The sequence below is a fragment of the Paenibacillus pedocola genome, assembly GCF_031599675.1.
Lineage (GTDB): Bacteria > Bacillota > Bacilli > Paenibacillales > Paenibacillaceae > Paenibacillus_AQ > Paenibacillus_AQ pedocola.
The window spans coordinates 5,330,315-5,356,021 of record NZ_CP134223.1; the positions used below are offsets into that span (position 1 = coordinate 5,330,315).

At 50.2% G+C, this 25,707-nt stretch carries 28 protein-coding genes and 1 riboswitch; of the genes, 11 read left to right on the forward strand and 17 right to left on the reverse strand.

The features are described 5' to 3' along the window. The first annotated feature begins 40 nt into the window (after nt 1-40). From QU597_RS23590 to QU597_RS23605, 4 genes are all read left to right on the forward strand, one after another. The gene (locus QU597_RS23590) at nt 41-436 is read left to right on the forward strand and encodes a GntR family transcriptional regulator (protein WP_310830078.1); all 396 of its coding nucleotides are present in this window, start codon (nt 41-43) and stop codon (nt 434-436) included. Next, nucleotides 423-1,151: an ATP-binding cassette domain-containing protein gene (locus QU597_RS23595; RefSeq protein WP_310830079.1), complete on the forward strand. Its 729-nt coding sequence runs from the start codon at nt 423-425 to the stop codon at nt 1,149-1,151. Before QU597_RS23590 ends, QU597_RS23595 begins: the two co-directional genes overlap by 14 nt. Then, complete coding sequence (locus QU597_RS23600; RefSeq protein ID WP_310830080.1) at nt 1,148-2,713, forward strand: hypothetical protein; 1,566 nt, start codon at nt 1,148-1,150, stop codon at nt 2,711-2,713. Before QU597_RS23595 ends, QU597_RS23600 begins: the two co-directional genes overlap by 4 nt. Nucleotides 2,714-2,882: 169 nt before the next feature. After that, nucleotides 2,883-4,610: a CPBP family intramembrane glutamic endopeptidase gene (locus QU597_RS23605; RefSeq protein WP_310830081.1), complete on the forward strand. Its 1,728-nt coding sequence runs from the start codon at nt 2,883-2,885 to the stop codon at nt 4,608-4,610. Nucleotides 4,611-5,053: 443 nt separating this feature from the next. Here QU597_RS23605 and uvrC read toward each other — a convergent pair whose 3' ends face one another. Beyond that, complete coding sequence (uvrC, locus tag QU597_RS23610; RefSeq protein ID WP_310830082.1) at nt 5,054-7,021, reverse strand: excinuclease ABC subunit UvrC; 1,968 nt, start codon at nt 7,019-7,021, stop codon at nt 5,054-5,056. A 168-nt stretch (nt 7,022-7,189) separates the two neighbouring features. Then, nucleotides 7,190-7,507, reverse strand: coding sequence for a thioredoxin (gene trxA / locus QU597_RS23615; RefSeq protein ID WP_039306971.1), 318 nt, complete (start codon nt 7,505-7,507; stop codon nt 7,190-7,192). Nucleotides 7,508-7,858: 351 nt separating this feature from the next. Here trxA and QU597_RS23620 point away from each other — a divergent pair, with 351 nt between their 5' ends. Next, on the forward strand, nt 7,859-8,017 hold the full coding sequence (locus QU597_RS23620) for a YqzM family protein (RefSeq protein ID WP_310830083.1): 159 nt from the start codon (nt 7,859-7,861) through the stop codon (nt 8,015-8,017). Between the two features lie 96 nt (nt 8,018-8,113). Here QU597_RS23620 and dnaI read toward each other — a convergent pair whose 3' ends face one another. The 3 genes from dnaI to QU597_RS23635 all read right to left on the reverse strand — a co-directional run bounded on the left by dnaI (nt 8,114) and on the right by QU597_RS23635 (nt 11,194). Beyond that, entirely contained in the window at nt 8,114-9,070 is a 957-nt protein-coding gene (dnaI, locus tag QU597_RS23625) for a primosomal protein DnaI (RefSeq protein ID WP_236335480.1), read from the reverse strand. Between the two features lie 18 nt (nt 9,071-9,088). Then, nucleotides 9,089-10,636, reverse strand: a complete 1,548-nt coding sequence (locus QU597_RS23630; protein WP_310830084.1) for a replication initiation and membrane attachment family protein — start codon at nt 10,634-10,636, stop codon at nt 9,089-9,091. A 261-nt stretch (nt 10,637-10,897) separates the two neighbouring features. Beyond that, nucleotides 10,898-11,194: a YuiB family protein gene (locus tag QU597_RS23635; RefSeq protein WP_310830085.1), complete on the reverse strand. Its 297-nt coding sequence runs from the start codon at nt 11,192-11,194 to the stop codon at nt 10,898-10,900. Between the two features lie 244 nt (nt 11,195-11,438). Here QU597_RS23635 and hemQ point away from each other — a divergent pair, with 244 nt between their 5' ends. Next, the gene (gene hemQ, locus QU597_RS23640; protein ID WP_310830086.1) at nt 11,439-12,197 is read left to right on the forward strand and encodes a hydrogen peroxide-dependent heme synthase; all 759 of its coding nucleotides are present in this window, start codon (nt 11,439-11,441) and stop codon (nt 12,195-12,197) included. 74 nt (nt 12,198-12,271) lie between these two features. Here hemQ and QU597_RS23645 read toward each other — a convergent pair whose 3' ends face one another. Continuing rightward, a complete protein-coding gene (locus QU597_RS23645) occupies nt 12,272-12,547 on the reverse strand; it encodes a hypothetical protein (protein ID WP_310830087.1) in 276 nt (91 codons plus the stop codon). A 1-nt stretch (nt 12,548) separates the two neighbouring features. Beyond that, nucleotides 12,549-13,742 (reverse strand): NAD(P)/FAD-dependent oxidoreductase, encoded by a 1,194-nt coding sequence (locus QU597_RS23650; protein ID WP_310830088.1) that lies wholly within the window; start codon nt 13,740-13,742, stop codon nt 12,549-12,551. A 328-nt stretch (nt 13,743-14,070) separates the two neighbouring features. Here QU597_RS23650 and QU597_RS23655 point away from each other — a divergent pair, with 328 nt between their 5' ends. Beyond that, nucleotides 14,071-15,045: an NAD(P)/FAD-dependent oxidoreductase gene (locus tag QU597_RS23655; protein WP_206105286.1), complete on the forward strand. Its 975-nt coding sequence runs from the start codon at nt 14,071-14,073 to the stop codon at nt 15,043-15,045. A gap of 140 nt (nt 15,046-15,185) precedes the next feature. Here the strand turns inward: QU597_RS23655 and QU597_RS23660 are convergent, their stop codons facing one another. Together QU597_RS23660 and QU597_RS23665 are read right to left on the reverse strand one after the other, a co-directional pair. Next, a complete protein-coding gene (locus tag QU597_RS23660; protein ID WP_082452054.1) occupies nt 15,186-15,329 on the reverse strand; it encodes a sporulation histidine kinase inhibitor Sda in 144 nt (47 codons plus the stop codon). 322 nt (nt 15,330-15,651) lie between these two features. Next, nucleotides 15,652-16,314, reverse strand: a complete 663-nt coding sequence (locus tag QU597_RS23665; RefSeq protein WP_310830089.1) for a YheC/YheD family protein — start codon at nt 16,312-16,314, stop codon at nt 15,652-15,654. 408 nt (nt 16,315-16,722) lie between these two features. Between QU597_RS23665 and QU597_RS23670 the strand changes: the two genes are divergently transcribed. Further along, nucleotides 16,723-16,932, forward strand: a complete 210-nt coding sequence (locus QU597_RS23670; RefSeq protein WP_310830090.1) for a hypothetical protein — start codon at nt 16,723-16,725, stop codon at nt 16,930-16,932. A gap of 252 nt (nt 16,933-17,184) precedes the next feature. On the opposite strand, the gene QU597_RS23675 is transcribed toward QU597_RS23670, so the two are convergent. The 4 genes from QU597_RS23675 to QU597_RS23690 form a co-directional block, all read right to left on the reverse strand. Further along, entirely contained in the window at nt 17,185-17,862 is a 678-nt protein-coding gene (locus QU597_RS23675) for a DUF4304 domain-containing protein (RefSeq protein WP_310830091.1), read from the reverse strand. A gap of 52 nt (nt 17,863-17,914) precedes the next feature. Then, nucleotides 17,915-18,340, reverse strand: a complete 426-nt coding sequence (locus QU597_RS23680; RefSeq protein ID WP_310830092.1) for a hypothetical protein — start codon at nt 18,338-18,340, stop codon at nt 17,915-17,917. 38 nt (nt 18,341-18,378) lie between these two features. Next, nucleotides 18,379-18,969, reverse strand: a complete 591-nt coding sequence (locus QU597_RS23685) for a hypothetical protein (RefSeq protein WP_310833395.1) — start codon at nt 18,967-18,969, stop codon at nt 18,379-18,381. A 101-nt stretch (nt 18,970-19,070) separates the two neighbouring features. Then, nucleotides 19,071-19,430, reverse strand: a complete 360-nt coding sequence (locus QU597_RS23690) for a HesB/IscA family protein (protein ID WP_054942910.1) — start codon at nt 19,428-19,430, stop codon at nt 19,071-19,073. Nucleotides 19,431-19,729: 299 nt separating this feature from the next. Here QU597_RS23690 and mqnE point away from each other — a divergent pair, with 299 nt between their 5' ends. Together mqnE and QU597_RS23700 are read left to right on the forward strand one after the other, a co-directional pair. After that, entirely contained in the window at nt 19,730-20,836 is a 1,107-nt protein-coding gene (gene mqnE, locus QU597_RS23695) for an aminofutalosine synthase MqnE (RefSeq protein ID WP_206101887.1), read from the forward strand. Nucleotides 20,837-20,876: 40 nt separating this feature from the next. Next, on the forward strand, nt 20,877-21,938 hold the full coding sequence (locus QU597_RS23700; RefSeq protein WP_310830093.1) for an NAD(P)/FAD-dependent oxidoreductase: 1,062 nt from the start codon (nt 20,877-20,879) through the stop codon (nt 21,936-21,938). 15 nt (nt 21,939-21,953) lie between these two features. On the opposite strand, the gene QU597_RS23705 is transcribed toward QU597_RS23700, so the two are convergent. After that, nucleotides 21,954-22,208, reverse strand: coding sequence for a YuzB family protein (locus tag QU597_RS23705; protein ID WP_310830094.1), 255 nt, complete (start codon nt 22,206-22,208; stop codon nt 21,954-21,956). Nucleotides 22,209-22,290: 82 nt separating this feature from the next. On the opposite strand from QU597_RS23705, the gene QU597_RS23710 reads away from it, so the two are divergent. Next, nucleotides 22,291-22,539: a NifU family protein gene (locus QU597_RS23710; protein ID WP_054942914.1), complete on the forward strand. Its 249-nt coding sequence runs from the start codon at nt 22,291-22,293 to the stop codon at nt 22,537-22,539. Between the two features lie 231 nt (nt 22,540-22,770). Here QU597_RS23710 and QU597_RS23715 read toward each other — a convergent pair whose 3' ends face one another. Genes QU597_RS23715 through QU597_RS23725 form a run of 3 tightly spaced genes read right to left on the reverse strand, consistent with a single transcriptional unit; the run spans nt 22,771 to nt 25,388 of the window. Then, nucleotides 22,771-23,649, reverse strand: coding sequence for a MetQ/NlpA family ABC transporter substrate-binding protein (locus QU597_RS23715; protein ID WP_310830095.1), 879 nt, complete (start codon nt 23,647-23,649; stop codon nt 22,771-22,773). Between the two features lie 54 nt (nt 23,650-23,703). Then, entirely contained in the window at nt 23,704-24,372 is a 669-nt protein-coding gene (locus QU597_RS23720; protein WP_206101891.1) for a methionine ABC transporter permease, read from the reverse strand. After that, nucleotides 24,372-25,388 (reverse strand): methionine ABC transporter ATP-binding protein, encoded by a 1,017-nt coding sequence (locus tag QU597_RS23725; RefSeq protein WP_310830096.1) that lies wholly within the window; start codon nt 25,386-25,388, stop codon nt 24,372-24,374. The genes QU597_RS23720 and QU597_RS23725 overlap by 1 nt, the downstream gene beginning before the upstream one ends. A gap of 100 nt (nt 25,389-25,488) precedes the next feature. After that, a riboswitch (SAM riboswitch) is annotated at nt 25,489-25,628 on the reverse strand. Nucleotides 25,629-25,707: the final 79 nt, after the last annotated feature.

Sequence of the window (25,707 nt, forward strand, 5' to 3'; positions counted from 1 at the left end):
AACAACATGTAGATAGTACTTCATTCGGAAGGAGCACCCTATGGATCAGTCCTTTGAGCTTTTGCCGGAGCAGTTTCAAATCAATCCCTCGCTGCCGATCTATGAACAATTTGTAGAGGCTATTCAGGGGAGAATCGTCAGCGGCCTCATTCCGCCCGGCTCGCGGCTGCCCTCAGTCAGAGATCTGGCTGCGGGAAGAGGTGTCAATCCCACTACCGCGGCCAGAACCTATCAGGAGCTGGAGCGTATGGGGCTAATCGTTACCTACCGCGGACAGGGAACGTTTGTCACCAGGGAAGATGCTGTAATCGGCGAGGCGCGCAAGGTCATCATGCGCAAGGCAATAAAGGAATTTAAAGCTGCAGCGGATACACTTGGCATGTCCGCTGAGCAATTGCTGGAATTCGATAAGGAGGATTCAAATGACACCTTATAAGCTCACCACGGAAGCGGCAGAACCTGCGGCGGTAGAGTGCCGCGGCCTAAAACTTAAAATGAAGAAAAAAATCATTCTCGACGATATCAGCTTTGATATTCCGCAAGGCAGCCTGACCGGTCTGCTCGGACCTAACGGTGCAGGCAAGTCCTCCCTGCTGCGCATCATCTCCGGGCTGGTGTCTCCAGATGCCGGTGCGGTGCAAATTTTCGGTAAGCCTGCAGGTGTGAAGCAGCTTGGCAGCCTCTCGCTGCTGCCGGACCGCAGCAGTCTCCCGGGCTGGCTGAGCGTTAAGGAATGGCTGGAATTTGCCTGCGGGATCTACCCGGACTGGGATCAGGCCAAAGCGCAGGAGCTGCAGCAGCAGCTGTCCGTTTCCGGGGAGTCACTGATCTCGGCAATGTCCCGCGGGGAGGAAGCACGGCTTCAGCTCCTGACCTGCCTGTCCCGCAAGGCTCCGCTGATCATTCTGGATGAACCGTTCACCGGCGTTGATCTGATCTCCAGAGAACGGATCGCCTCGGCTGTAGTGGGTGAACTCGCTGACGGTGCGCGGACCTTTCTCATCGCGACCCATGATATCCGCGAAATGGAGCTGCTCTTCGACCGGCTGATTCTGATCGGCGAAGGCAGAGTCCGCAGCATCGAGGATGTAGAACAGCTCCGCCGTTCCGGAAAATCCGTGGAATCACGTTACCGGGAAGTGTTCGCATGACTGTGCTGAAGACGCTTGTCCAGCTGGAATACAGCCGGTACAGCCTGTCCAGGCAGGGGAAATACCGCCCTATAGTACTGGCCTTGTTACTAATTGCTCTGCTGCTGGCTGCCGGAGTCTACCTCCCGGGCCCGAGAGCATCGGAGCGTTCACCGTTCATTTATGCTGTTTTGCTGCTCTGGACAGCCGCTATTGCAATCTCTGCTCTTCATATGCTGATGTTCATGAACCAGAGCCACCGGGATTGGATGCTGGCGTTCCCGCATTCCAGACTGAAGCTGCTGTATGCCAAGGGAATCAGCCTGCTCCGCCATAACCTGAATCTCACGCTTCCCGTCCTGGCTGCCGCCGTCTCCCTCTACTTCATCTCTGTCCAGGCAGGCTGGTATCAGCCGCTGCCGGCTGGCAGTCTGCTCTATATAATAGCAGCTTACGCTCTATTCATAATCGTCTCTCTGCCAGTCGCTGTTACCTTCGGGCTGGCGGTCAGCCTGTTTATGCGGGCAGGCAAAACAGCACTACTGCTGCTAATCCCGTACACTTTACTATGGCTGCTTCCGTTCATAATAGACATTATCCTAAGTACCAGTTACTCCGGAATACAGTCCCTGAAGTTCAGCGCTCCAGGATATGTGCTGTGTGCTGCACTCGCGGTGTGCCTCATCGGTTGGCCGCTCTGCTATCAGTTAATGCGGCTAATTGCAGCAAAAGGACTTAGTGTACCAAGAGAAGCCGGCCGTTCCCCTGATGCCCTCACTTCAGTCCGTCCGGGCTTCGCATTTAAACGGAGCAGCCGGAGCAGCTGCCTTAGCGGCCGAACTGCACCTTTTATTATCCTGTACCGGCTCTCTATCCGCCGGGTTCAACAGATAGAGAGGCATCCGGCTATAGTCGTCCTCAAGCTGGTCTTTCCGTTCATTTTTGCGGCCGCCGCCTATTTCGGCTCCTCAGATGAAGCCGGGAGCTTGTCCGTCGCAAAATTAGTATTTATGCTGCCGGTTCTGTTCAGCAGCTTATGGATGATCAGCCGCAGCAGCATTGAACGCAAGCACCTGTCATGGTGGCTGGGCTTTCCGCAGAGCCGGCTGGTTCTGCTTCTGTCCGGAGTCGCCGTGGTGTGGACCACGGCTATGCGGATAATCACCGTTCTCGCGCTTTCCGCTTTTACCGGAAGCATTACCGGGCTGATTACCGGCAGAACCACTGCTCAGGAGCTGTCCTTCGGACTGACCTGGCTGCTCTTTTCCTTCTTGCTCTATACATTGTCACTAACGGTTATCCTCTGTCTGCTGCAGGCCGAATATTATCTGTTGAAGTCACCGGCATTGACCATTCTGATGCTCCCTCTGGCACTCCTGGGTCCTTTGCACAGTATATTGATTAACAAATATTTGATCCCTGACAGCTTGTCCGGGGGAGCTCTGCCTAACTGGAGTCTGCTCGGCTGGATCGCTGTAATCGCTTTGCCCCTCGCGTTATGCTGTCTTCCGGCGGGTGCCAAGTATTATCATCTCAGCTTAATACAACCCAAGAGTAAAGCCTCTCAAACAAAACAAGCATAAGCCTGGCCTCACTTACGTAAATGTAAAGGAAGAACAGGGAATTTTTTGTAACTCCCCGGCCCGTGCTATTATAATAAGAAAGGTGCGGGCACAACAGACATCCAATCCGCTCACTTGCGGTACTTAAGGGGATGAAAATTCAGATTAATCCATTACTAGGAGGCGTTTCATGAATTCCGTCGGCCAGCCTTTACAGCAGCGGCCTCTTACCACCAGAGTCATTCTCGCGGGCGTGCTTGGTCTTATCGTATTCATTATGTTTCAGGTGGCCCCTCAGCTCCTCTCCGGTTCGGGTGAGGAAGATACTACCGTCATCAGCAAGACCGAGGCCCGTACGAAAGCTGCCGCATTCGCAGCACAGCAGCTCGGCCATCCACAGACTGCTCAGGATGAATGGATGGTCAGCTACCAGACCGACTCCTCCTTTTACGGCTATATGTCCCGGGAGAAGCTTCTGGAGGACTACAGTAAAAAGAAGCTCGATCAACGGTATCCGTTCGATGTCTTTCATGCTGTACTCTATACTTCCGGCACATCTGATCCGCTTCTAGCTGTAGATCTCAATATGTATACAGGCGAGGTTGCAGCCTTTGCACTGGGCGCGAATGCTAATTCCGGTGAGGGACTGAACTACGGAAGTATTCCCGCCGCAGGCACTTCGAAGGGAATCTATCCTGAAGGCAGCGAAAACGGCGGCCTGACGCTTGAACAAAAGGAAAATCTGGCCCGCCCATGGCTTAAGTTATGGGGAGCTAACCCGGCTAAGCTGCAGATCGAAGCGAACACCGAAGGCTACGGGCTTGTCTATTCGAACAGCTCAGTCAAAGTGGGCGAGTCACCGCTGAGTTATCAGTTTAGTTTTCTGGACGGGGGCGTCTCCTACTTCAGAGCCGGCTTTACCGCTCCAGCCTGGCATGACACCTATGTAGAGGATCAGACCTCTCTGGCTAAAAAGCTGACCCTTTACGGGTATGGCCTGCCAACCCTGGCCCTCGGTATTCTCGCGCTGATCTTCAGCATCCTGAGAAGGGGACATACCTCTTTTGTACGGGGGATCTTTCTAAGCTCGGTACATTTTCTGATCATGATGATCAGCACGTACAATATGCTGCCGGAATCAAGCGCCGACAATGCTGAAGCCCGCATAACCGCAGTAGTCATGTTCATCATCTACGCTCTCTACAGCCTGCTGATGTCTTCACTGCTCTACTTCTCACTGGTCGGAGGCAACGGCCTGTGGCGCCAAGAAGAAGGCCTGAATCCCTGGCCGCGTGCCAAAGAGCCCGGTTACGGCAAGTATGTGCTGGACAGTATTCGTGCCGGCTATGTATGGGCGCTTATTCTGCTGGGTGTGCAGACGGTTATGTTCATTATTCTATCGTATACCCTCCATAACTGGTCGACCACGGACGCCAGCCAGTCTCCCTATAATATGAGATACGCCTGGCTGCTGCCGATCGTCGCCTGGCTTGCCGGCTTGTCCGAGGAGGCCGTCTACCGCCTGTTCGGTATCCGGATGCTCAAGAAGCTCGTCAAGAATACCTTTATCGCTTCGCTGATCACCACATTGATCTGGGCTTTCGGCCATACGCTGTATCCGATTTATCCGGTCAGCTCACGGCCGATTGAGCTGACGGTCATCGGATTGCTGTTCAGCTATATCTTCCTCCGTTACGGCTTTATTGCCGTGATGTTCGCCCATGTCGTATTTGACAGCATCCTGATGGGCGCGACATTGATCTTCATGCAGGAGAGTGTGAATATAGGTGCCGGCATCGTCACGATTATCATGCCGTTTGTGGTCGGCTATATCGTGTACCGGTTTAATCCGCCGAACAAGTCAGGTCATCCGAAGCCAAAAGGGCCGGAAGAGCCGCTTCAGCCCGCTGGCATTTAAACTAACTCTCTTAAGCAGAGACGGCTTAGTCCTTATATTTCATAAAAAAGAGGTGTTCCGAGCGCTGATATGCAGCATGCGAAACACCTCTTTTTATTTTCTTTTGAAGAACCGGTCAAAGATCACCAGTGCAACTACTATCGTAAATACCTGCATTAGAAACTGTGGAAGCAGAAAAATATACCCCATAAAGGACCCCCTATATAATACAAAATATTGTAATTATATAGAATTTCTGCATAAATGTTGGTTATCCTTCATTATCCTTCTTGCACATCAGGCGCCGTGTGACCGGCTTTCTGCGAAATCAGAGGGATTTATACCTTTGATTTCACCATGGGGCCGGGATGGAGGCTGACTTAGGTGTCTTAAATTATAAAGGGCCAACCCATAAGGGGCGGCCTGTTAAGATTTCACTACTACAGAAATCAGATACTTCCTGATTAAGACAGCTCCTCATCGTTAAGCGCCGCAAGGATCTGCCCTGCCAGCTTTTCTCCGATGGAGAGCGGACGGAAATCCTCGATAGAGGCTTCCTTGATTTTCTTCAGTGAGCCAAAATGCTTAAGCAGCAGCTTCCGCCGCTTCTCGCCGATCCCCGGAATGGAATCCAGCTTCGAGGTTACCATCGATTTGCCGCGCTGCTCGCGGTGGAAGGTAATCGCGAAGCGGTGAACCTCATCCTGAATGCGCTGCAGCAGGTAGAATTCCTGGCTGTCCCGTGCCAGCGGCACCGGTTCGGCGGAATCTCCGATCAGCAGCTGGGCCGTCTTATGCTTATCGTCCTTAACCAGACCGCAGACCGGGATGTAGAGCCCTAGCTCATTCTGCAATATATCAATCGCCGAGGAGATCTGCCCTTTGCCGCCGTCCACGACTATCAGATCCGGCTGCGGCAGATCCTCCTTCAGCACCCGTTCATACCGGCGGCGGATCACCTCACGCATCGTTTCATAATCATCCGGCCCCTGCACCGTGCGGACCTTGTATTTGCGGTATTCCTTGCGTGCAGGTTTGCCGTCAATGAAGACGACCATGGCTGAGACCGGATTGGTTCCCTGGATATTCGAGTTATCGAATGCTTCAATCCGGTTCAGCGATTCCAGCCCCAGGCTCTGGCCGAGGCCGAATGCCGCTCCGGAAGTACGCTCCTCATCACGTTCAATGAGCCGGAACTTCTCGTCAAGCGCCACGCGGCTGTTCTGGCAGGCCATGCCGACCATCTGCTTCTTCAGCCCGCGCTGCGGCACAAGCACCTTGACGCCCAGCCACTCCTGCAGGGCAGCAGCACCGCCGGCTGCATCTACCGTACCGACTGCGGTAGCTTCGGCGGCCGCAGCTTCGCGTTCCGCGTCCTGCTCTGCCGGCTCCAGCTCTCCGCCGGCATCTTCACTGTCAATCGCCGCAGCTAGTTTGCCGGCCGTCACCGCAGCAGCGGCCGTTGCTCCGGACGGCTTCTCCGTGCCCTCGCTTACCGCCTCCGGCAGCAGAATTTCCTGCGGCAGCGCTGGGTTATCACTGTAATATTGCGTGACATACGACATGAAGTCGCTGTAAGCTTCCCCGTAGAACGGAAAAGCGGACGAGTGGCGCTGGATCATTTTCCCCTGGCGCATGTACAGAATCTGCACGCACATCCAGCCCTTGTCCACGGCATAGCCGAACACATCGCGGTCTTTCGTATCTGCAGTATTTATCTTCTGCTTCTCCATCAGGGCATCGATGTGGATAATCTGATCACGCAGCTCCTTGGCGCGTTCGAAGTACAGCTCCTCCGCAGCCTCCTGCATTTTCTGCTGCAGGTCCTTTTTGACCGCTTCATGTCCTCCCCCAAGGAAAGAGGCGATATCGCGCGTTATTTCATCATAAGCTGACTTAGGGACTTCCTTCTCGCAAGGGGCCAGACATTGACCCATGTGGTAATACAGGCACACTTCTTTCGGCATCACACCGCATTTGCGCAGCGGATACATCCGGTCGAGCAGCTTTTTGGTCTGCTGTGCGGCATAGCTATTCGGATATGGTCCAAAATATTTAGCTTTATCTTTAAGCACCCGGCGTGTCACTTCCAGACGGGGATGCGCTTCATTCGTTATTTTCAAGTACGGAAACGTCTTGTCATCCTTCAGGAGCACGTTATACCGCGGCATATGCTTTTTAATCAGATTACACTCGAGGATGAGCGCTTCCATATTGCTGGAGGTAACAATATATTCAAAATCAACAATATTGGCGACAAGCCGCTGGGTTTTCCCGTTATGGCTGCCTGTAAAATAAGACCGGACACGGTTCTTCAGCACTTTGGCCTTGCCTACATAAATAATGGTGCCTTCTTCATTCTTCATCAGATAGCACCCGGGCAGGTCGGGCAGCAGTGCCAGCTTATTGCGGATATTATCGCTATAGTCCATAATTTCTCCCCCACCTAGTACTGCACAGTCATGAAACAGCCCCGCACAGCAGAGCTTACTTAATAATTAAATGATAAGGTAAGTTTAACACACAAAGCGCCTCCGGATAAACCGAAGGCGCCTGTGTTCAGAGCCGCTAGGCCCCGGGTTCAGCAGTAATAATCAGACTTATTGATGTTTAGCTACAATATTCTTAAGGGAATCCTTGGAGTTCAATCCAACAACTTTATCTACCGGTTGACCGTCTTTGAAGAAGATCAGTGTAGGAATGCTCATTACTCCAAAGCGGGAAGCCGTTTCCGGATTCTCGTCAACATTTAATTTGGCAATTTTAACGCCGTCTCCCAGCTCGGTGGACAATTCCTCCAGAATAGGGGCAAGCATTTTGCAAGGGCCGCACCAAGGAGCCCAGAAGTCTACTACTACAGTACCTTGACCTTCCACTTCATTAACGAAGGATTGGTCAGACACGTTCACGATAGCCATGATATTGTTCCTCCTTTAAGTTTTGCGAAGCAATATCCGCCTCCATAGCGTGCGCTAGCTTAAGCGAATTCACTCCGTAATGTTAGCTGGAAAAAATGCTTCATGTAATATGATAACCAGATTACCATTTACCGACACATTCACAGTATAACATATATACAACGCTTTTGGGAAATGTTTTAGACAATTACATTGTATAAAATCAATTATTTTAGCGTCTTCCGCTTCTTTACAACTTCCCGGAGACTCCGTATACTTGAGGAAAGCGCATTATTTGTCAATGACTTCTCTCACATGTATAACTGTAACCTAATGCAGTACAGACTTGCAAGCCGCAAGGAGGAAGAAGCTATGGATGTCAATGCTAAGGTACGGGACCCGCGGGAGCATATCAACGAAGAGCCCCGCAACGATCTGGGCGATTTAATGACTGGTTTTTTCGGAATGACAGGATTCATGACTGTCGTATTCTTCGGAATGGTTATCATCAAGTTCATTTTTTCCGAGTAACGGCTGATGTATCAAAAATAAACAGCGGAGCTGAGGACTTATTCATCCCGGCCCCGCTGTTTATTATTTTTCCGCGCACATACCCAGGTAGCCGCTTTACCGGTTTGTTCCGCGCTGATTCTCTCCATGCAGAGGAATTACATCAACAAACGGAGCGATCCGGTCCATCAGCCGCTGGCCTTTGTAGACCTCTTCGCCGTCCTTGCTGGTGAAGCTGAGATGCTTCTCCAGGCCATCCAGCGGATAATTCGAGGTATAGAAGGTCGGCTTGCGGTTCATCCGGTAATTCAGAATGGCCCCCAGCACATGGTCACGCGCCCAGGGATTCAAATTCTCCGCACCAATATCATCAAAAATCAGCAGATCACAGTTTTTCAGTGTATCCACCGTTTCCTTCAGCTTCTGGCCGTCCAGCATAATCGACTTCAGATCCTCGATAAAATCAGGCATGTATACAATCACGCCGCTGTACCCGGCAACCGCCAGCTCGTGGAGGAGGTAGCACATCAGGAAGGTTTTGCCTGTCCCGAAGGTACCATGCAGATAGATCCCCTGCGAAGTCAGCCCGTCTTCTTTGACTCCGGTAATATAATCAAATATTTTGTTCACGGCTGAGGCCCTGCGCGGGTCCTTGCCCATAATATCCATTTCATCATAGCCGCCGTTCAGCACGCGCTCATCCACATAGAAGCTGCGGATCCGTTTGCGGATGCTATCCTGGTTGTCTTGCGCTACCTTCAGATTGCAAGCCGTCTTACGTTCATATAAATCCGGCGAGCCGTTCACCGTCTCAACCGTTAACTTGCTGTAATGGCCCTGGAAATCATTCGGGCAGTTGTCTAGACCCGGACAGTTCGCGCAGTTGCGGCTCTCCTGTACATACTGGTACAGCCGGCTCAGATGAAGCCGCAGCCGCGGCTCATCCAGCTCGGGATGCTCGGCCTGAAGCTGCTTAACCAAGGGATGGCTCAGCAAATTCTGCTCAAGATCACGGGAACGCTGGCGCAGAGCCGGATTGTTCATCGAACGCAGCACTTCGCCCATAGACTCCATTGCTGCACCTCGCTTTCTTTACGGCGTCCTAAGAGCGCCCTTCTTCTTGCCGGCCTTAATCTCGGCCGCTTTCTTCATCATCGCCGCGAATTCTTCATCCGATACGGTTCCGGCACTGCCGTCATCGAGCACAATCGGAATCTCCGGCTTGCCTGACCGTCCGCCGCTCTTGGCATACGAACGCTGGCGTGTTCCGGACGCTGCTCCGGAAGACCCGGAGGCTGCTCCTTTGCCCTTGACCTTGGACTGGTCGCGGATGTAACGCACGGCTTTCTCGTAGGTGTTCACTTGCTTCACCAGCATATTGGAGGCAATGGCTTCGACGAAATTGCGGTTCATCCGCTGATCGCCGCCGGAGGCCACCATTGTCATCAAATAATGGATCAGCACATTGATAACTTCTCCGCTCAGCTTGTAATTGAGATCTATTTTCTCAAAAATATCCATTAGCTGGCCCGGAACTGCACCCGGAAAAAAGGTTTGCAGCAGCCGGGTATAAGGCTCGTTGCGGAGCATCATATTATATTGGTGGATATCGCATTTGGTCAGGAATTGCGGAGGCACCTCCACATAATACTCCATCTCTACCGGCTGCTCCTGCAGGATATTGGAATCATCTATTTCCCCGGCGGCAGCCGAGCGCAGTGAAACCACCTTCGCCGCAGCAATTTCCCGTTTCTCCTGGCGTTTCATGTCCTGGCGGAAATGCTGGCTCGCCTTATGCTGCAGCGTATCCAGTATCACTTCGCCGTCCGGTGTGAACACATCATCCTCATCGAGCAAGCGGCATAAATCCTGCGGACCCAGCTCGTACTTGCGGGCTACGTAGTTAATCACGCCCATCTGGGTATGGTCAAAGCGCAGCTTCTCGACATGAACCCGGTTCACTGACTCCCGCGGAAAGCGTAAAATGATATCGCTGTACCCGATCGCCGGCTCACCGTTTTCGCTGAATCCGGGCTGACGCACCGTAGCCACTTCGGCCAGGGCCTGCTCCAGTTCATAATCAATCACATGCGTATTTAATTGGAAAATATCATAAAATGGCAGGGATATATTCTCTTTGCCGATGGAACGGCGGCTCCATTCTTCCGGTTCCCGGTTCCAGAACTGCTCACGCAGCGACAGCACGGCGAACTTGCCGATCTTGTCACGCAGCAGCAGCGTCAAATGCTGGGTTGCAAAAAAATCAGCCGGCGACAGCGGCGGCATCAGCTCGTATTCATACATATAATCATCATTCTCCGGCATGTAAATCCGGCAGGTGGCAAGCAGCCCCACCGCCTCCAGCCTGGAAGCCTGATCCACTAAATATTTACGGCCCTTCTCGTTCGGTTCAACACCCAGCGTCATAAACAGCCTGCGCTGCTGCTCCACTGCGGAGTAGCCGATCGCTTCTGCCGGAATATGCTCAAACAGCAGCCTGTAGAGGCTGATTGCAAAGGCTCCAACCATCGGCTGATAGACCGAGCCCAGCATACGTGAATCCACATGGCTTAGACCGAATTCGCGGGAAACGCAGTACCGATGATGTTCGGTGAAATGATGCAGGTTACTCATGCGCATCTGCGGAAACCTCCCCCTCTTCTACACGAATTCATATAGATTTCTATTCTATCACAAAACACCCGGCCGGAAATGTAAAAAAAGAACCAAATAACCTCCTTTTCAGCGTAAAATCGACATCTTTTGAACGCTTGCTGGCGATAGCGAAAAATAATAGAAATCGGCACAAGAAAAAAATAGCTTGGCTTTCACAATGAAAAAAAAACGGCATCACCGTCCCTTTGCAGGGATAGCTGCCGTTTCTGTGCTGTATATCCTTCATTAAAACATTTTGTAGCCGCCAAGCCGCAGCTTCTGAATGGTCCAGCCGCTTAGTACTGCGCCAGCCAGTCCGGCAATGCCTGTAAGATAGTCAACGACATGGAAAGTGCTCAGGTGCTCCCAGAGCGACATTGCATCCCGGTCCCAGATGGAATAGACGACTACGGGCAGAATTACGATCACAAAAAGATAAGCGGGGAACCAGGTCGTCTTCATTAACATGTTAAGGATAAAGCCGATGCCAAACATCATGACAAAGAATAAAACGGCCAGAACAAATACAGGAATAAACCCCATCGTACCGTCGTCCCCTCTCTCTATAAAGAACCGCACACAAAACCTTATTTAATAGTAAGTTTACTAGAAAAAATGTAGCGAAGCAATGAACATTATTGCTGTTCCAGTTCCGAACCCGGCAAATGCCGGTGCGGGGGTTTGCTCTTGGCCGCCCGCTTGCGATACAATGCTAATAGATCAATCGGATCATACATAGAAGCGTATGCTTTCGAATTAAGTTTTAAAACTTTTAAGGAGTGAGAACATGAACGAAGCCGCTTTGACACTGGAAGGCTGGTATGCACTGCATGACTTCCGCTCTCTGGACTGGACAGCCTGGACAGCTGCCGATGATGAGGAACGCGCTGTTGCCCTGGAGGAGCTTCATGCTTTTATGGAAGAATGGGGTCCTGTAGAGGAAGCCAAGGAAGGAAGCTCTGCAGTATATGCTATCGTCGGCCAGAAGGCTGATTTCGTGATGATGTTTCTGCGGGAAAGCCTTGAAGCCCTGAATGCTCTTGAAACTGCCTTTAACAAAATCGCCTTTGCCCAATATACCACCAAGTCTTATTCCTATGTCAGCATTGTTGAACTAAGCAACTATGCTGCCGGCGGAAGTGCCGGAGATGGAAGCGATCCGATGCAGAATCCGCATGTTGCCGCCCGTCTGAAGCCGATTTTGCCGCAAGCGAAGCATATCTGCTTCTACCCGATGAATAAGAAGCGCGAACTTGCTGACAACTGGTACATGCTCGATATGGACAAACGCCGTGAACTGATGCATTCACACGGACTGATCGGACGCGGTTATGCCGGCAAGGTGAAGCAGATTATCACCGGCTCCGTCGGTTTTGACGACTGGGAGTGGGGCGTAACCCTCTTCGCTGAGGATGCGCTGCAATTCAAGAAGCTGGTGTATGAAATGCGCTTTGACGAGGTCAGTGCCCGCTATGGCGAGTTCGGCCCGTTCTATGTCGGCAACCTGCTGACTCCGGAGACCTTTGAAGATATGCTTAAATTGTAAAATAATAAAGGGTGTGCTTCCGCTTCAAGCGGAGTCACACCCTTTAGTGTATTATTTACCAAATTGTCAGAGGATTAACGGACCTGCTCTTTGTCCGAATCTCCGTCCTCATCGTCTTCTTCGCGCAGACTCTCCAAATATTCAGCCGTTGCCCGGTCGCGGGCCCGGCTCTTATCCTTTAGCCGTTCAATCGCCGGCAGAATAAGCAGATCAATTTCCTTCTGGATATTATAAGCCAGATCATACCGGCTCTGGTCCTCAAGGAAGGATCCAACCTCGATCAGCCCGTTGTAGCGGTCCAGCTCCTCACGCGTCAACAGCCCACGAACTTGCACGCTGCAGTGGCGCATCTTAGAAGAATCTTCCTTTCTTGAGCACCAGCGGAATGCCCCCGATAATGAACAGGTAGCGCATATCGACAACCTTCTTGAGTTGTGCAGCTGTCCAGCCCTTATACTTCTTGTCGCCGACTACGGCAATGCCTTGTCCTTTACCCAGCGAAGCTACAGTACCTTTGTTGCTGAAGGCAAACTTCTTCGGCTGCTGGCTGCGGATGGCGGCCACCAGATTATAGGCGCAGCATTCACCCTGCTGCATCGCGATTTGTGCGGTTGGCGGGTATGGACGCCCTTCAGGGTTAATCATCAGGGAGCCGTCACCAATGATAAAGATATTCTCGTGGCCCGGCACACGCAGGTATTCATCAACCTTCACCCGTCCGCGCATCGCTTCAAAGCCGGCCGCTTCAATCAGACGGTTACCGCGGATACCGCCGGTCCAGACAATTGTCGAAGCTTTGATCTCTTCACCGGTTGCGAGAATGACACCATTCGGCAGGCACTCCTTGATGGCTACACCGATTTTGAACGTAACACCCTTCTTCGTCAGCACAGTCATTGCATGTTCCACAAGCTCAGGGGCAAACCCCGGAAGTGCCGTAGGCGCAGCTTCCACATTGTAGATGTTCACCATGCTTGGATCAACGTCATATTCCTTACACAGGCCCGGGATGCGGTCGGCAAGCTCCGCTACAAATTCAATACCACTGAAGCCCGCTCCTCCTACCACAAAATTAATATGCTCCTGGGCATTATTTTCATTTTTATATTTGGCAAACTGATATTCGATATGCTCCCGGATCAGCCGCACGGAATTAATGCTGCGGATCGTGAGCGCATATTTATCAAGTCCCGGGATACCGAACGTTTCAGGCTCGCCCCCGAGAGCAATCACGAGATAATCGTAAGACAGCGTGCCATCTTCAAGGATGACTTTTTTCTGTTGGGTGCGGATTTCCTGCACGGAAGATTTCACGAGGTCAATCTTAAATTCGTCTATCAATTTGGAAATAGATACACGTGTATGTTCAATGCTGTCCGTTCCCGCAGCTGGCATATGCAGGTGGGTAGTGAAATAGTGATACTCATGGCGGTTAACCAGCGTCACATCAGCTTCGTTGTAGTTCAAAGCTTTCTGCAGCCGTTGGGCGGTCAAAATACCTCCATATCCCGCGCCTAGGATGACAATTTTGGGAATACTGCTCATGTTCCGGCTCCTTCCAACAGGTGAATCTGTCTATGTGTTATTTTTTGTCAAATAATTCAGGTTCTTTTGTGAATTTATACACTTAAATTCAGAAGAATTTCCAATCAAACTTAAAGGATTTCTAAAATAACCATATCCATTGTAAACCTTAGTATCGTTTTAATCAAATATAATCATACAAAAAAACGTCACAATTTTCAGTTCATTCAAAGCCTTTGCAGGGCAGTGCCACAATGATTATAATGAGTAAGTACGCTAAGTATGGCATTTTGAAACTATCAACTCGGAGGTGTAATATTACGTGACACTAGAGCAATCCGGCGTTCCTATGAGCGACCTCTTAATTATAGGCGGCGGTCCTGCCGGCATGTTTGCTGCCTTCTACGGCGGTATGCGCCAGGCGTCGGTAACCCTTATTGAAAGCATGCCCCAGCTGGGGGGGCAGCTCGCTGCCCTTTATCCTGAAAAATATATTTATGATGTGGCTGGTTTCCCGAAAATCACCGCACAGGAGCTGGTAGACAACCTGTCCCGGCAAATGGAGCTGTTCCAGTCCAATATCTGCCTGGAAGAGAAGGTGGTGTCGGTCGAGAAGCGGGATGAACGCCATTTCGTAACAACTACCGATAAAGCCGAGTATCACAGCAAGGCGGTTATCATCACTGCCGGTGTAGGCGCTTTTGAACCCCGGCGTCTGGAGCTTCCGGAAGCGCAGCGGTTTGAGAAAGCCAATCTGCATTATTTTGTAAGCGATTTGAATGCCTTCAAGGGTAAGAAGGTGCTGATCAGCGGCGGCGGAGACTCCGCAGTCGACTGGGCACTCATGCTTGAACCGATCGCGGAGCAGGTCACCCTGATTCACCGCCGCGATAAATTCCGCGCTCATGAACACAGTGTGGAGAATCTGATGGCCTCCAAGGTAAATGTGATTACCCCTTCGGAGATCACTGAACTGCACGGGGAAGAATTCATAACCAAGGTTACCTTGTCCCATATCAAAACCAAGGAAACACAGGAAATTGAAGTAGACAGTGTCATTGTCAATTTCGGCTTCGTATCTTCGCTTGGTCCGATTGCCGAGTGGGGCATTGAAATTGAGAGCAATTCGATCGTAGTAGACTCACGTATGGAGACGAACATTCCTGGGATCTTTGCCGCGGGCGATATTACTACTTACCCTGGCAAGCTGAAGCTGATTGCAGTCGGATTCGGAGAAGCGCCTACAGCGGTTAACAATGCTAAGGTATACCTTGATCCGGATGCCAAGCTATCCCCGGGGCACAGCAGTAATCTTAAGCTCTAGGCGGCAGCTTAGGGCTAGACTAATCCACAAATAAAAGGGTATCCTTTCAGGTTGATTCCACTCCAACTTGAAAAGATACCCTATTTTGTGCCGCTTGCGGTTTTGACTAAGCAGCTGCTGCAAAAATGAAGCTATGTGTTTTAATGTAGAACCGCATGTGCTGGAGAGTGTAAGTTCCGTTTGCGAATTTCAGCGAGCAAAAGAGCGATGAAATCATGCTCTAATTGGAGCTCTATCGCTCTTTGGTAAGAGTCCAACAGCATCTCATCCGACAATTCAACCATAACGTTCACCTACCTTTCCTTTATTTGGATCTGAATCTATCATAGCAAACTATCTTTTTTCGAACAAGCGTTCTTACTATCCACAAGGTTCTGTGGAAATCCTGTGCATAATATGTTAATAAGGGTTACAAAGGCGTTAACTCCGCAGTGGAATGTGGGGATAATAGTTATGCACAGGAGCTTTCCACGCAGATAGTCTAAAAAAATATTTTGGAATGTTCATAATATAGAAATTAATACCCATATTACCTCGGAAAATGCACGACTAAACGCTATTCTATCCTATTATTATCTTTATCGTCAATTCTTAAAAATTTATTAGTTACTTAGGTCTTGTATTCACTTCAAGGATCCAAATTTTTCCGCGCTGGTCAACGGCGTAGTCAAAACCCAGCTCACCGATACCCGGAAAGTGTCTTTCCAGCAGTTCAATACAGACATGCGTCAGACGGCGCATTTCCGCTTTCTTGGCCGATGTGCTGATCTGCGGCAGCGATCTGCGCAGACCATGCCGGCAGCTCATCATCGTACCGCCTTTGCACAGATTCGTTACAAACAGACCCGGCCGCGCTAATCTCCCCACCATAGAACGGAATTCCCAATGCGTGCCGTTCTTCACAACCTTCACTCTGTAATCAATTGGACGGCCGGCAATCCGGGCAAGCGAAATCCCCTGTTGAATCATATAACGCCGTTTAACCTTTACTCTGTCGAGCGCATGTTTCATTGATGTGAAATCACGATATACACGGGTTCTATGCATATAAGTGAAACCATATCCCCGGCGGTCCCGGAATACCTTAATGACTCCATATCCCCCGCCGCCTACAATCGGCTTAATCACTACGTTTCCGTATCTTCCCAGCATAGCTGACAGTCCGGCAGCACTATATTCCTTCGTTCGTGGAATGTAACCGGCAACCCGTGAATCGCTAAGCAGCGCCTCGGTTTTCAGCCACTTGCTGGCCAGTTCTCTTCCTGCCATGTTCCCCTCTCCTTTCGCAATCCCAGCCTACCCTATAGATTACTCAGAAAAGGTCCCGCCCTCCTGTATGATTGTCCGTGTAAGAAGCTCCTCACAGCAAAAAAGGGCATATGGCAGCGGGCCGTATGTCCTGGGGTCTAATCACCCGGATTTCTGCGAAGATTGCGGAAACTGTTGATTTTTCTGCGGTGCCTTCGACGATCCTCGGCAATTTACTGCCCGCTGTCGAATTATCAGTGAAGTGCCACGGAGCTTATAGAAACTATCGCTTGTATCGATAGTGAAGGGACTAACAAGTATGAATTAAGCCCCAAATAATAAGTCTTGCATATCTAGTTCACAAGCCTTTTCCCGCACTGGAAAAATCTTAAAATTCATTGTATTATTACCCTGTGAGGGGGCTTTCTAATGGCACAATTGTTCGAGATATTGTACTGGTTTGCGATGATCGGCATGTCTGTTGTCTTGGCGGGTACCACAATTCTTGTCTGTGCGCTCGGATTCAAGTTTATTAAGGACCGCCGCAGAATCCTCGGTGCGAGCTGCATCGCCTTTTCCCTGGGTGCCGCTGCCCTGATTATGTTTATGATTAACTTCAAGTTCATCATCCCCGCTTGATGCCTGCTGTGAGGAATACTATACTCTATGAAAAAAAGAGCAAACAGCTTGTGCACATAGTCTGGTTGATCCGCTGAAATTCTTTTTCTTCTATAGTAAGTATAGTTAGGACGCTCCGCTGTTTAAGCGGGAATCGCACTTACAAGCTTTCTAAAAAACATAAAAAAGAAAAGAAACCACTCTTTTAGTAAATGGAAGTACAACTAACCCATTTTAAAAGAGAGGTTTCTTTTCTTTGGAACTCAAGCTTATTTAGAGAGATCCCTTCGTTTGTGTAATTCGGCTAATTAACTCTTCGAAATGCGGCTTCAGCCCGGTTGCCTGTCCCAGATGATTCAACCCCCACTCCGCAAACTTCAACGAAGAGTCCAAATCTCCGACGAATTCATGGGTTCTGGCAATAACAAGTGCAAGACGCAAATTCTGCGGAGCCCCCATGCTTATTCGCTGTTTGCTCCTTTCAGCCTTCAAGTGTTCCAGGGTTATAGACAGAATAGGACCAGGAAAGCCCTTGAATTGGTCAAAATATTCCAGACCGCGCACCTTGAATACCTTGTACATTCTATTAATCGTCCTAATGGCGTCGGCTTCACTTTCCCCGTATTCAAACCATCGGGCTTGGGGCTGTCTAGCAAATATTCGCTGAGCCCAGGGAAATCCGGCTTCTATTCGCTCTCTAAATTCACAGTCGTAGACGGTTAGGTTATGGATGTCCGCTTTTCCATTCAATCCGATGGGCAAGAAATCCAAATGTACCCCCAGCTCCATGCAACACGATCCACCGTACCGGTTTCCTTGTATAACCAAGGTGTAGATAAAATGCTCATCCGAATTCTTGCGGAAATGGTGGTCCGAACCCATGAATCCCAGCTGATTCAACCGCGGCTTCAGATGTAACTGCAGTAGTTTTCTAAACTCCGTTGTAGACATGCTGTAATTCCCCCGCCTATTTTCCGGCCGCTTGATTCGTTGAAGCTTATAGTTACCTTATGTATTCGTTCAGCTCGGCTTCCCTTTTTTTCAGGTGAAGATAACGCTCCGCCCGCTCAAAGAGCTGCAAGTAAAGGAACATAAGGGTCAAAATACGCTCCGAATCACCATCGGCCAGCATTTTTTCCATAATCGCTATCTTATCCCTGAAATAACTCGTATCTACAAGCTGGCCATAGTCCGCAATAGCTTGCTTAAATACTGTCAACTGACCGGGAATTTCTGTGTAGATTTCAGCAAAAAACTCCGGTTCTATCTCGTACCGGTTCGTTTGTTTCGACCATATGTAATTCCACTTTTCTGTAAACCACAGATGAAACGGGCCGATTAGCGGATACAGAGGCTCATAGAAGGTGAGCTCGTCCCGCAATTTAACCAGCTCTTTCCGGGCTATTCTTCGTCTTATGTATTTAATCATGTACACCCCTCCTGAGTGATGACGCAAGTCTGCATTTGTTACACCTTAAAAAGGATTTCATCACCGGTCTTATTCTTGTTAAACGGACCTCTGTAATGGATGAATCTAAATTCAATTCCTGACAGTTCATCAGGCAGTGGCGGAGACACTACATATTTGTAAAATGCATGGTCCGAACGGCTGCCCCCGCTCATCATCCGGCAATCATATTGTTCGCTTATGAATAACTCGAAATGGTTATGTTCATGAGCATGCAATAGAGGCTCCGGGTCCCCATCCCAATCTACGTTAAGCACAAGGACACTTGCGTTACGGTATTGTCTTATTGAGGTTAGCGTATAAAAGCGTCCTCCTTTCTCGGCTGCCTTCAGGAGAGATATGTGCTTTCTGAACGCCGCCGGCTCAACCATGGGCTTAAATTGTTCTTCATTCATCATGGTCCCGAAAAGCGCTTTCAGGAAATCCTCATTGACTCCAAAACCTGCTGACCATTCCGAAATCAGCTCAAACGGCGGAAAGCCCGGATTATTCCCCGAGATATCCTTCCTCTGCTTCATCAAGGAACAAATTTGTTCATCAATCCCTATGATTCTCTCATCATAATGCTCTGTTGGACGTTCAAAGGGCATACGTTTCAAAGTGAACCTCCTCACCAATATAAAAAAACCTCCTGAAAAGTGCAGTACATCATACACCATTCAAGAGGTTCAAAACGGTTACCTAACCGACATCAGCACGGCTCAGCGCTCGGCTGACCCGCATCTTCCTTCGTACGGAACGATGAACCACATCCGCATGTAGCGGTAGCATTCGGATTATTAATGGTGAAGCCTCCGGTCATGCCGGATTCCTCAAAATCGATCTCCAGACCGTCCAGGTAACGGATATCATCTTTGCTTACGACTACTTTAAGGCCTTCAATATCCATATATACATCCTGATCGGTTTCGTTATCGTCAAATCCCATAGCGTAAGAGAACCCGCTGCAGCCGCCCGGAGTTACGCCAAGGCGAAGGAACATATTCGGCACTTCCTGTTCAGCCAGCATCGTCTTGAGTTGTCCCGCTGCCGTTTCACTGATTGTAATCATGTTCTCTAGCCTCCTTAAAAATACTCTATATAAAGCTAAGTATACTCCACTATTCCCCTTCCCTCAAGTCATAACTATGCCGCCGCAGAGCTGGGGGTGAACCGGATATGCGAACTTTCTCCACTGGTTGCTCACCCTTGGAGAGAGGTTTATAATAGGGAAAGCGATGCGCTGTAAAATTCGGAAATTTGTCACGAGGCTATTGTCGCCTCTATTTTTATGCTTAATAGCGCCGGCTAGGTATTCCGGTATTAATTCTGCGGGTGCTTTCGCCTCGCCAACCTTCAGGAGGAAATCATATGTCTACACTTATAACACCACACACGGATGCCAGAATGGCGGGCATTATTGAGAAAGTTCGCGGCGGAGAAAGATTAAACTTGGAAGATGGCGTTTATTTATATGAAAGTGATGATTTGCTCACGATCGGCCAGCTTGCGAACGAGGTTAATCTGCGCAAAAACGGCAATAAGGTCTATTTTATTGAAAATATGAGTCTATACTTCACCAATGTTTGCGAATCGCGCTGCGCATTCTGCAATTTCCGCAAAGATGACGGCGAAGAAGGCGCATACACCCTTTCCGGTCAGGAAATGGTGCAATATGTCGAACAGCATATTCATCCCGGGGTACGCGAGTTCCATATTGTCGGGGGCCACAATGATAAGGTGCCCTTCCAGTATTACGTTGATTCACTGAAAGCCCTGAATGAACGTTTTCCTGAGGTAACCCTCAAAGCCTACACGGCAGCTGAAATTGATTTCTTCACCCGTATCAGCGGACTTAGCATCCGCGAGGTACTGGAAGAGCTGCGGGCGGCCGGCCTTAAGTCGCTGACTGGCGGCGGAGCAGAAATTCTGTCCGACCAGTACCGTAAAAAAATGCGGGTTGATAAAGCGAATGTAGAGGAATATCTTCAGGTTCACCGGACGGCACATCAAATCGGCATGAAGACCCACACCACCATGCTGTATGGTTCGATCGAATCCCGCGAAGACCGGATCCGCCATATGCTGCAGATCCGCGAGCTGCAGGATGAGACGAACGGCTTCATGGTGTTCATCCCGCTGTCCATGCAGCCTAAGAACCGGAATGCCGGAATTATGCGCCGCAACTCGGCGTATGAGGATCTTAAGACCATTGCGGTCAGCCGGTTAATGCTGGACAATTTCGACCATATCAAAGCCTACTTCATTAATATCGGCGTGCAGCTGACTCAAGTTGCCCTTAGCTTCGGGGCATCCGATGTACACGGAACGATTCTGAAGGAACGGATCAGCCATGCGGCAGGGGCCTTGACTCCTGAAGGAATTACCCGCGAAGAACTGATCTGGCTCGTAAAAGGCGCCGGACGTATTCCGGTGGAACGGGACACCTTCTATAACGAGATTAAGGTTTACGAATAGCGCCAGCAATGATCCATATTTGAAAGGAAGATCGGTCCGCATGAGAACATTACTCGTCCTAGGCGGCGGCTACGGCGGCCTTGCCCTGATCCAGGAATTACTCGACCACCATCTCCCGCACGATGTTGAGATCGTCTTGATTGACCGGATGCCCTATCAGGGAATCAAGACTGAATATTATGCCCTTGCTGCAGGTACTGTGAACGACTATCATCTGCGTATCCAGTTTCCCGTCCACCCGCGTTTAACTGTACGCTACGGCGAGGTCGGTTCCATTGATCTGGACAGCAGGATCGTCATCCTGGAATCCGGAGAGCCGGTTTCCTATGATATTCTGGCGATTGCTTTGGGCTGCACGGATAACTATCACGGAATTCCGGGGGCGGAGGAATTTACCTGCAGTATCCAGAGCTTCTCCGGCACCCGGGAAACCTACCGCCGGCTGAACGATATTAAGCCTTACGGAACAGTTAATATCGTGGGCGGGGGCCTAAGCGGAGTAGAAATGGCCGCAGAGCTGCGTGAAAGCCGCCCAGACCTCAATATCTCAATCCTGGACCGGGGAGAACGTGTCTTGTCCGCTTTTCCGGCCAAGCTGTCGCAGTACGTAGAGGAATGGTTCAGTGAACATCAGGTGCAGACGCTGGGGCGTGTCTCCGTTTCCCATGTCGAAAAGGATGCCATTTTTAACGGCACCCAGGCGATTCCTGCGGATGTAACGGTATGGACAGCAGGTATCCAGCCAGTGAAAGTTGTGCAGCAGCTGGAGCTGTCCAAAGACCGCGGCGGACGGATTATTGTCGGACCTCATTATAATGTAGCCGACTATCCGGAAGTATACGTGATCGGGGACTGTGCCAGCCTGCCCTTTGCACCAAGCGCACAAGCCGCCGGTGCCCAAGGCGAACAGGTTGCACAGGTCCTGCAGGCGCTATGGCGCGGCGATACGCCGAAGCTGGGCAGGATAAAGCTGAAGGGGACCCTCGGCTCGCTCGGCAAAAATGCCGGTTTCGGTCTCATGGGCCGCCGGTCTGTAATGGGGCGTGTTCCCCGCCTGCTCAAAAGCGGTGTACTCTGGATGTCCAAGCGGCATTTCGGTTAATTAGAATTTTCGGGACTAATCCAATTCGAGGCTGTCCCAAGCCTCCTGCTCTTTGATGGCAGTCTCGATGGCTTCCTCCAGCTCTGCCGGAGAATCCGCCTCGATGATTTCGCCGTCGACCATGGCGAACGGTCTCAGATAACATTCGCCGCAGTTATTCAGGCAACCATATTCAATGACATCATATTCGGGATTCAATTCTAGCTTGTCTTTAAGCGCTTGGGTCCCGTGCCCGATATTGCTGGCACAAAATTCAATAATTGGTCTCATGTTGTTCTCCTTATTCTGCCCTAACCATTTTATTTTTTAACTTTTTGTACTATAATGAACATACGAAAGGAGTGATTGAGAAATGAGTGAGAATGCACAAAGCACCACCATGTATGATGAGGTTCTGGAAGTGCTCGATAAACTTCGTCCGTTCCTGCAGCGCGATGGCGGTGACGTGGAACTGATTGATGTTGAAGACGGCATTGTTAAGCTGAAGCTTATGGGTGCCTGCGGCAGCTGCCCAAGCTCCACGATCACGCTGAAAGCCGGGATCGAACGTGCCCTACTTGAAGAAGTAGAAGGCGTAGAAGAAGTTGTTCAAGTATTCTAATCCCGTTTTATACGTCCCGGCCTCTCTTATCAGAGAGCCGGGATTTTTTATATTATAGAGGATTTCACCAGGAGCCACAACCCGGAGCTGTGCAAAACACCCCCAATCAGCTCCTTTCCGGGGATTCCGGATTGAAACTTTCAGATATGACAAAAAAAAGACGTCCCAGGCAGTCATCGTTATGACTTGGGACGTCTTTTGATTATTCAGCCAGCCGCGTCAGGCAGCTGCTTAAAATGCCGGGATGATCGAACCTTGGTATTTCTCTTCGATGAAAGCTTTTGCTTCTGCAGAGTTCAGTGCTGCAGCAAGCTTCTGGATCGCATCGGAATCTTTATTGTCCGGACGTGCCACCAGAATGTTAGCGTAAGGAGAATCTGTACCTTCGATGAACAGGGCATCCTTCGTTGGCACAAGACCTGCTTCGAGCGCGAAGTTGGTGTTGATCAGGGCCAGGTCAACTTCATCCAGCTGGCGCGGAAGCATAGCTGCATCCAGTTCGATGATGTCCAGGTTCTTTTTATTTTCAGTAATATCAGCTTTCGTGGACGTAATGTTGGTATCGTCCTTCAGGGTGATCAGACCATTCTTGGCCAGCAGAATCAAAGCACGTCCGCCGTTGGTAGCATCGTTTGGAATCGCTACTTTTGCACCATCAGCCAGTTCGTCGATCGATTTGATCTTTTTGGAATAGGCGCCGAATGGCTCCACGTGTACAGCTGTTACAGCTACCAGGTCGGTACCGTTCTTGCTGTTCTGGTCATCCAGGTAAGGCTGGTGCTGGAAGAAGTTCGCATCCAGTGCTTTCTCGGCCAGCTGTGTATTCGGCAGGATATAATCCGTGAATTCTTTGATTTCCAGTGTAATACCTTGTGCTTCAAGCAGCGGAGCGATAGCTTTCAGAATTTCTGCATGCGGTACAGGAGAAGCACCAACAACAAGTGTTACCGGCTCTGCTGCAGGTTCAGTGGTAGGTTCTGCGGAAGCATCTGCTGCCGGTGCATTTGTTGCCGCGGAGTTCGCTGCATTATTGGCATTATTATTGTTGCCGCAAGCCGCCAGCACGAGCACTAAGGTCAAGCTAAAGAACGTCAAAAGTACTTTTTTCATCAGTAAATCCCCCTCTAATATGTGTGTATGAATAAGGCTATATCTGGAAGTACCTTATTTCCGGGTAAAATATTGAACCAGCCGGTCACCGGCCATCTGCAGCAGCTGCACTAGTATAACCATCAGCACTACAGAGATAATCATGACTTCTTTCTCATACCGGTAATAACCATAGCGGATTGCCAGGTCACCAAGACCGCCGCCGCCGATCATCCCTGACATGGCTGTATAGGAAACGAGGGTTACGAGTGTAATCGTTACGCCGGCCAGTAAACCTGGACGAGCCTCCGGCAAAAGCACGCGCAGCACAATCTGCCCTGTAGAGGCTCCCATGCCTTGTGCCGCTTCAATTACCCCCCGGTCAACCTCACGCAATGCTGTCTCCACCAGTCTGGCAAAAAACGGAGCCGCACCGATGACCAGTGCCGGAATTGTTCCCAGGACACCAATCGAGGTGCCCATGATCGTCTTGCTCAGCGGAATCAGAGCCACCATCAGGATCAGGAATGGAACGGACCGCAGGATGTTAACGAGCAACGATAATACCGAGTAAACAGCTCTGATAATATTGTTTTTGGACTTCCCCCATAAATATAACACAATTCCGAGTGGTAAACCAAGAATAATTGTGAATATTCCGGAATAAGCTAACATTTTTAGTGTGGCTACGGATGCATCCAGCATTTCTTCCCAGTTGATATCATTAAAATTCAAGCCGGCCATTACGAAATCACCTCCACATCAAGACCTTGTGCCGCAAGCTCCGCCAGGGTAGCATCAATCGCCTCAAGCGATCCTTCAAAGCGGACAATCAGCTGGCCGTAAGGCACATCTTTAATGGTCGAGATCGTACCCTGAAGAATCGCAAAGCTGACGCCTGTGCCGCGCACAACGTGGGATAACGTGGATTCGTAGGTTTTTTGTCCGAGAAAAGTGATCTTGACCGCTTTGGTGTTCTCTCCGTTTACCGCTTCTATGGCCGCTCTTAGCGGGCCGTCCTGCTGGGTTTCACTACGGATAAAGTCCTTTGTCACCTCATGCTTCGGCTTCAGGAACACCTCTGCCACCTCACCCTGTTCAACAATTCCACCGCCATGAATAACCGCTACCCGGTCGCAGATACTCTGAATGACATGCATCTCATGGGTAATCAGCACAATGGTCAGATGAAACTTGCGGTTAATGTCGAGCAGCAGCCGCAGAATAGAGTCTGTTGTCTGCGGATCCAGCGCCGAGGTCGCTTCATCGCAGAGCAGTACATCCGGATCACTGGCCAGCGCACGGGCTACGCCAACCCGCTGTTTTTGTCCGCCTGAGAGCTGGGCCGGATATTTGTTCCGGTGCTGCTCAAGGCCGACCAGAACCAGCAGATCCTTGACCTTACGTTCAATGTCCGCCTTAGGCGTACCGGCCAGACGCAGCGGAAAAGCGATATTGTCATATACTGTAGCAGAAGACAGCAGATTGAAGTGCTGAAAGATCATCCCGATCTTGCGCCGCTTCTCCTGCAGCTGGCCCTGGCTGAGGCTAGTCAGCTCTACACCATCCACCCAGACCTCACCGTTCGTCGGGCGTTCCAGCAGATTGATGCAGCGGATCAGCGTACTTTTGCCTGCACCGGAATGACCGATCACGCCGAAGATTTCACCCTTTTGAATGGACAGATTTAAGCCCGAGAGCGCCACAGCAGCTTTACTGCCTTTTCCGTATACCTTAGTCAACTCTTTTAACTCTATCAATTTCTGTCGTTCCTCCTTAATGCATATTTCCATGTATCAAAAAAGCCCCTTACGATCGGTTGCAGATCGCAAGAGGCCCTGTGCGTTTAGTTACAATGCCTTCTCATCTGCCAACGGCAATTACCCGCGCCATTGTAGGAATTAGCACCATGACACTTGTACTCAGTACGCTTTGTTTACTGGATACAAATCGGTTGCCGGGCTTCATCGGGCCTATCCCTCCGCCGCTCTCGATAAGATTATGATATGAAATTAGTGCCGTATAGTTATCTTAGGATGTAAGAGTATAATGCAAGCCTAAGTATAGTGAGTTTCAGGT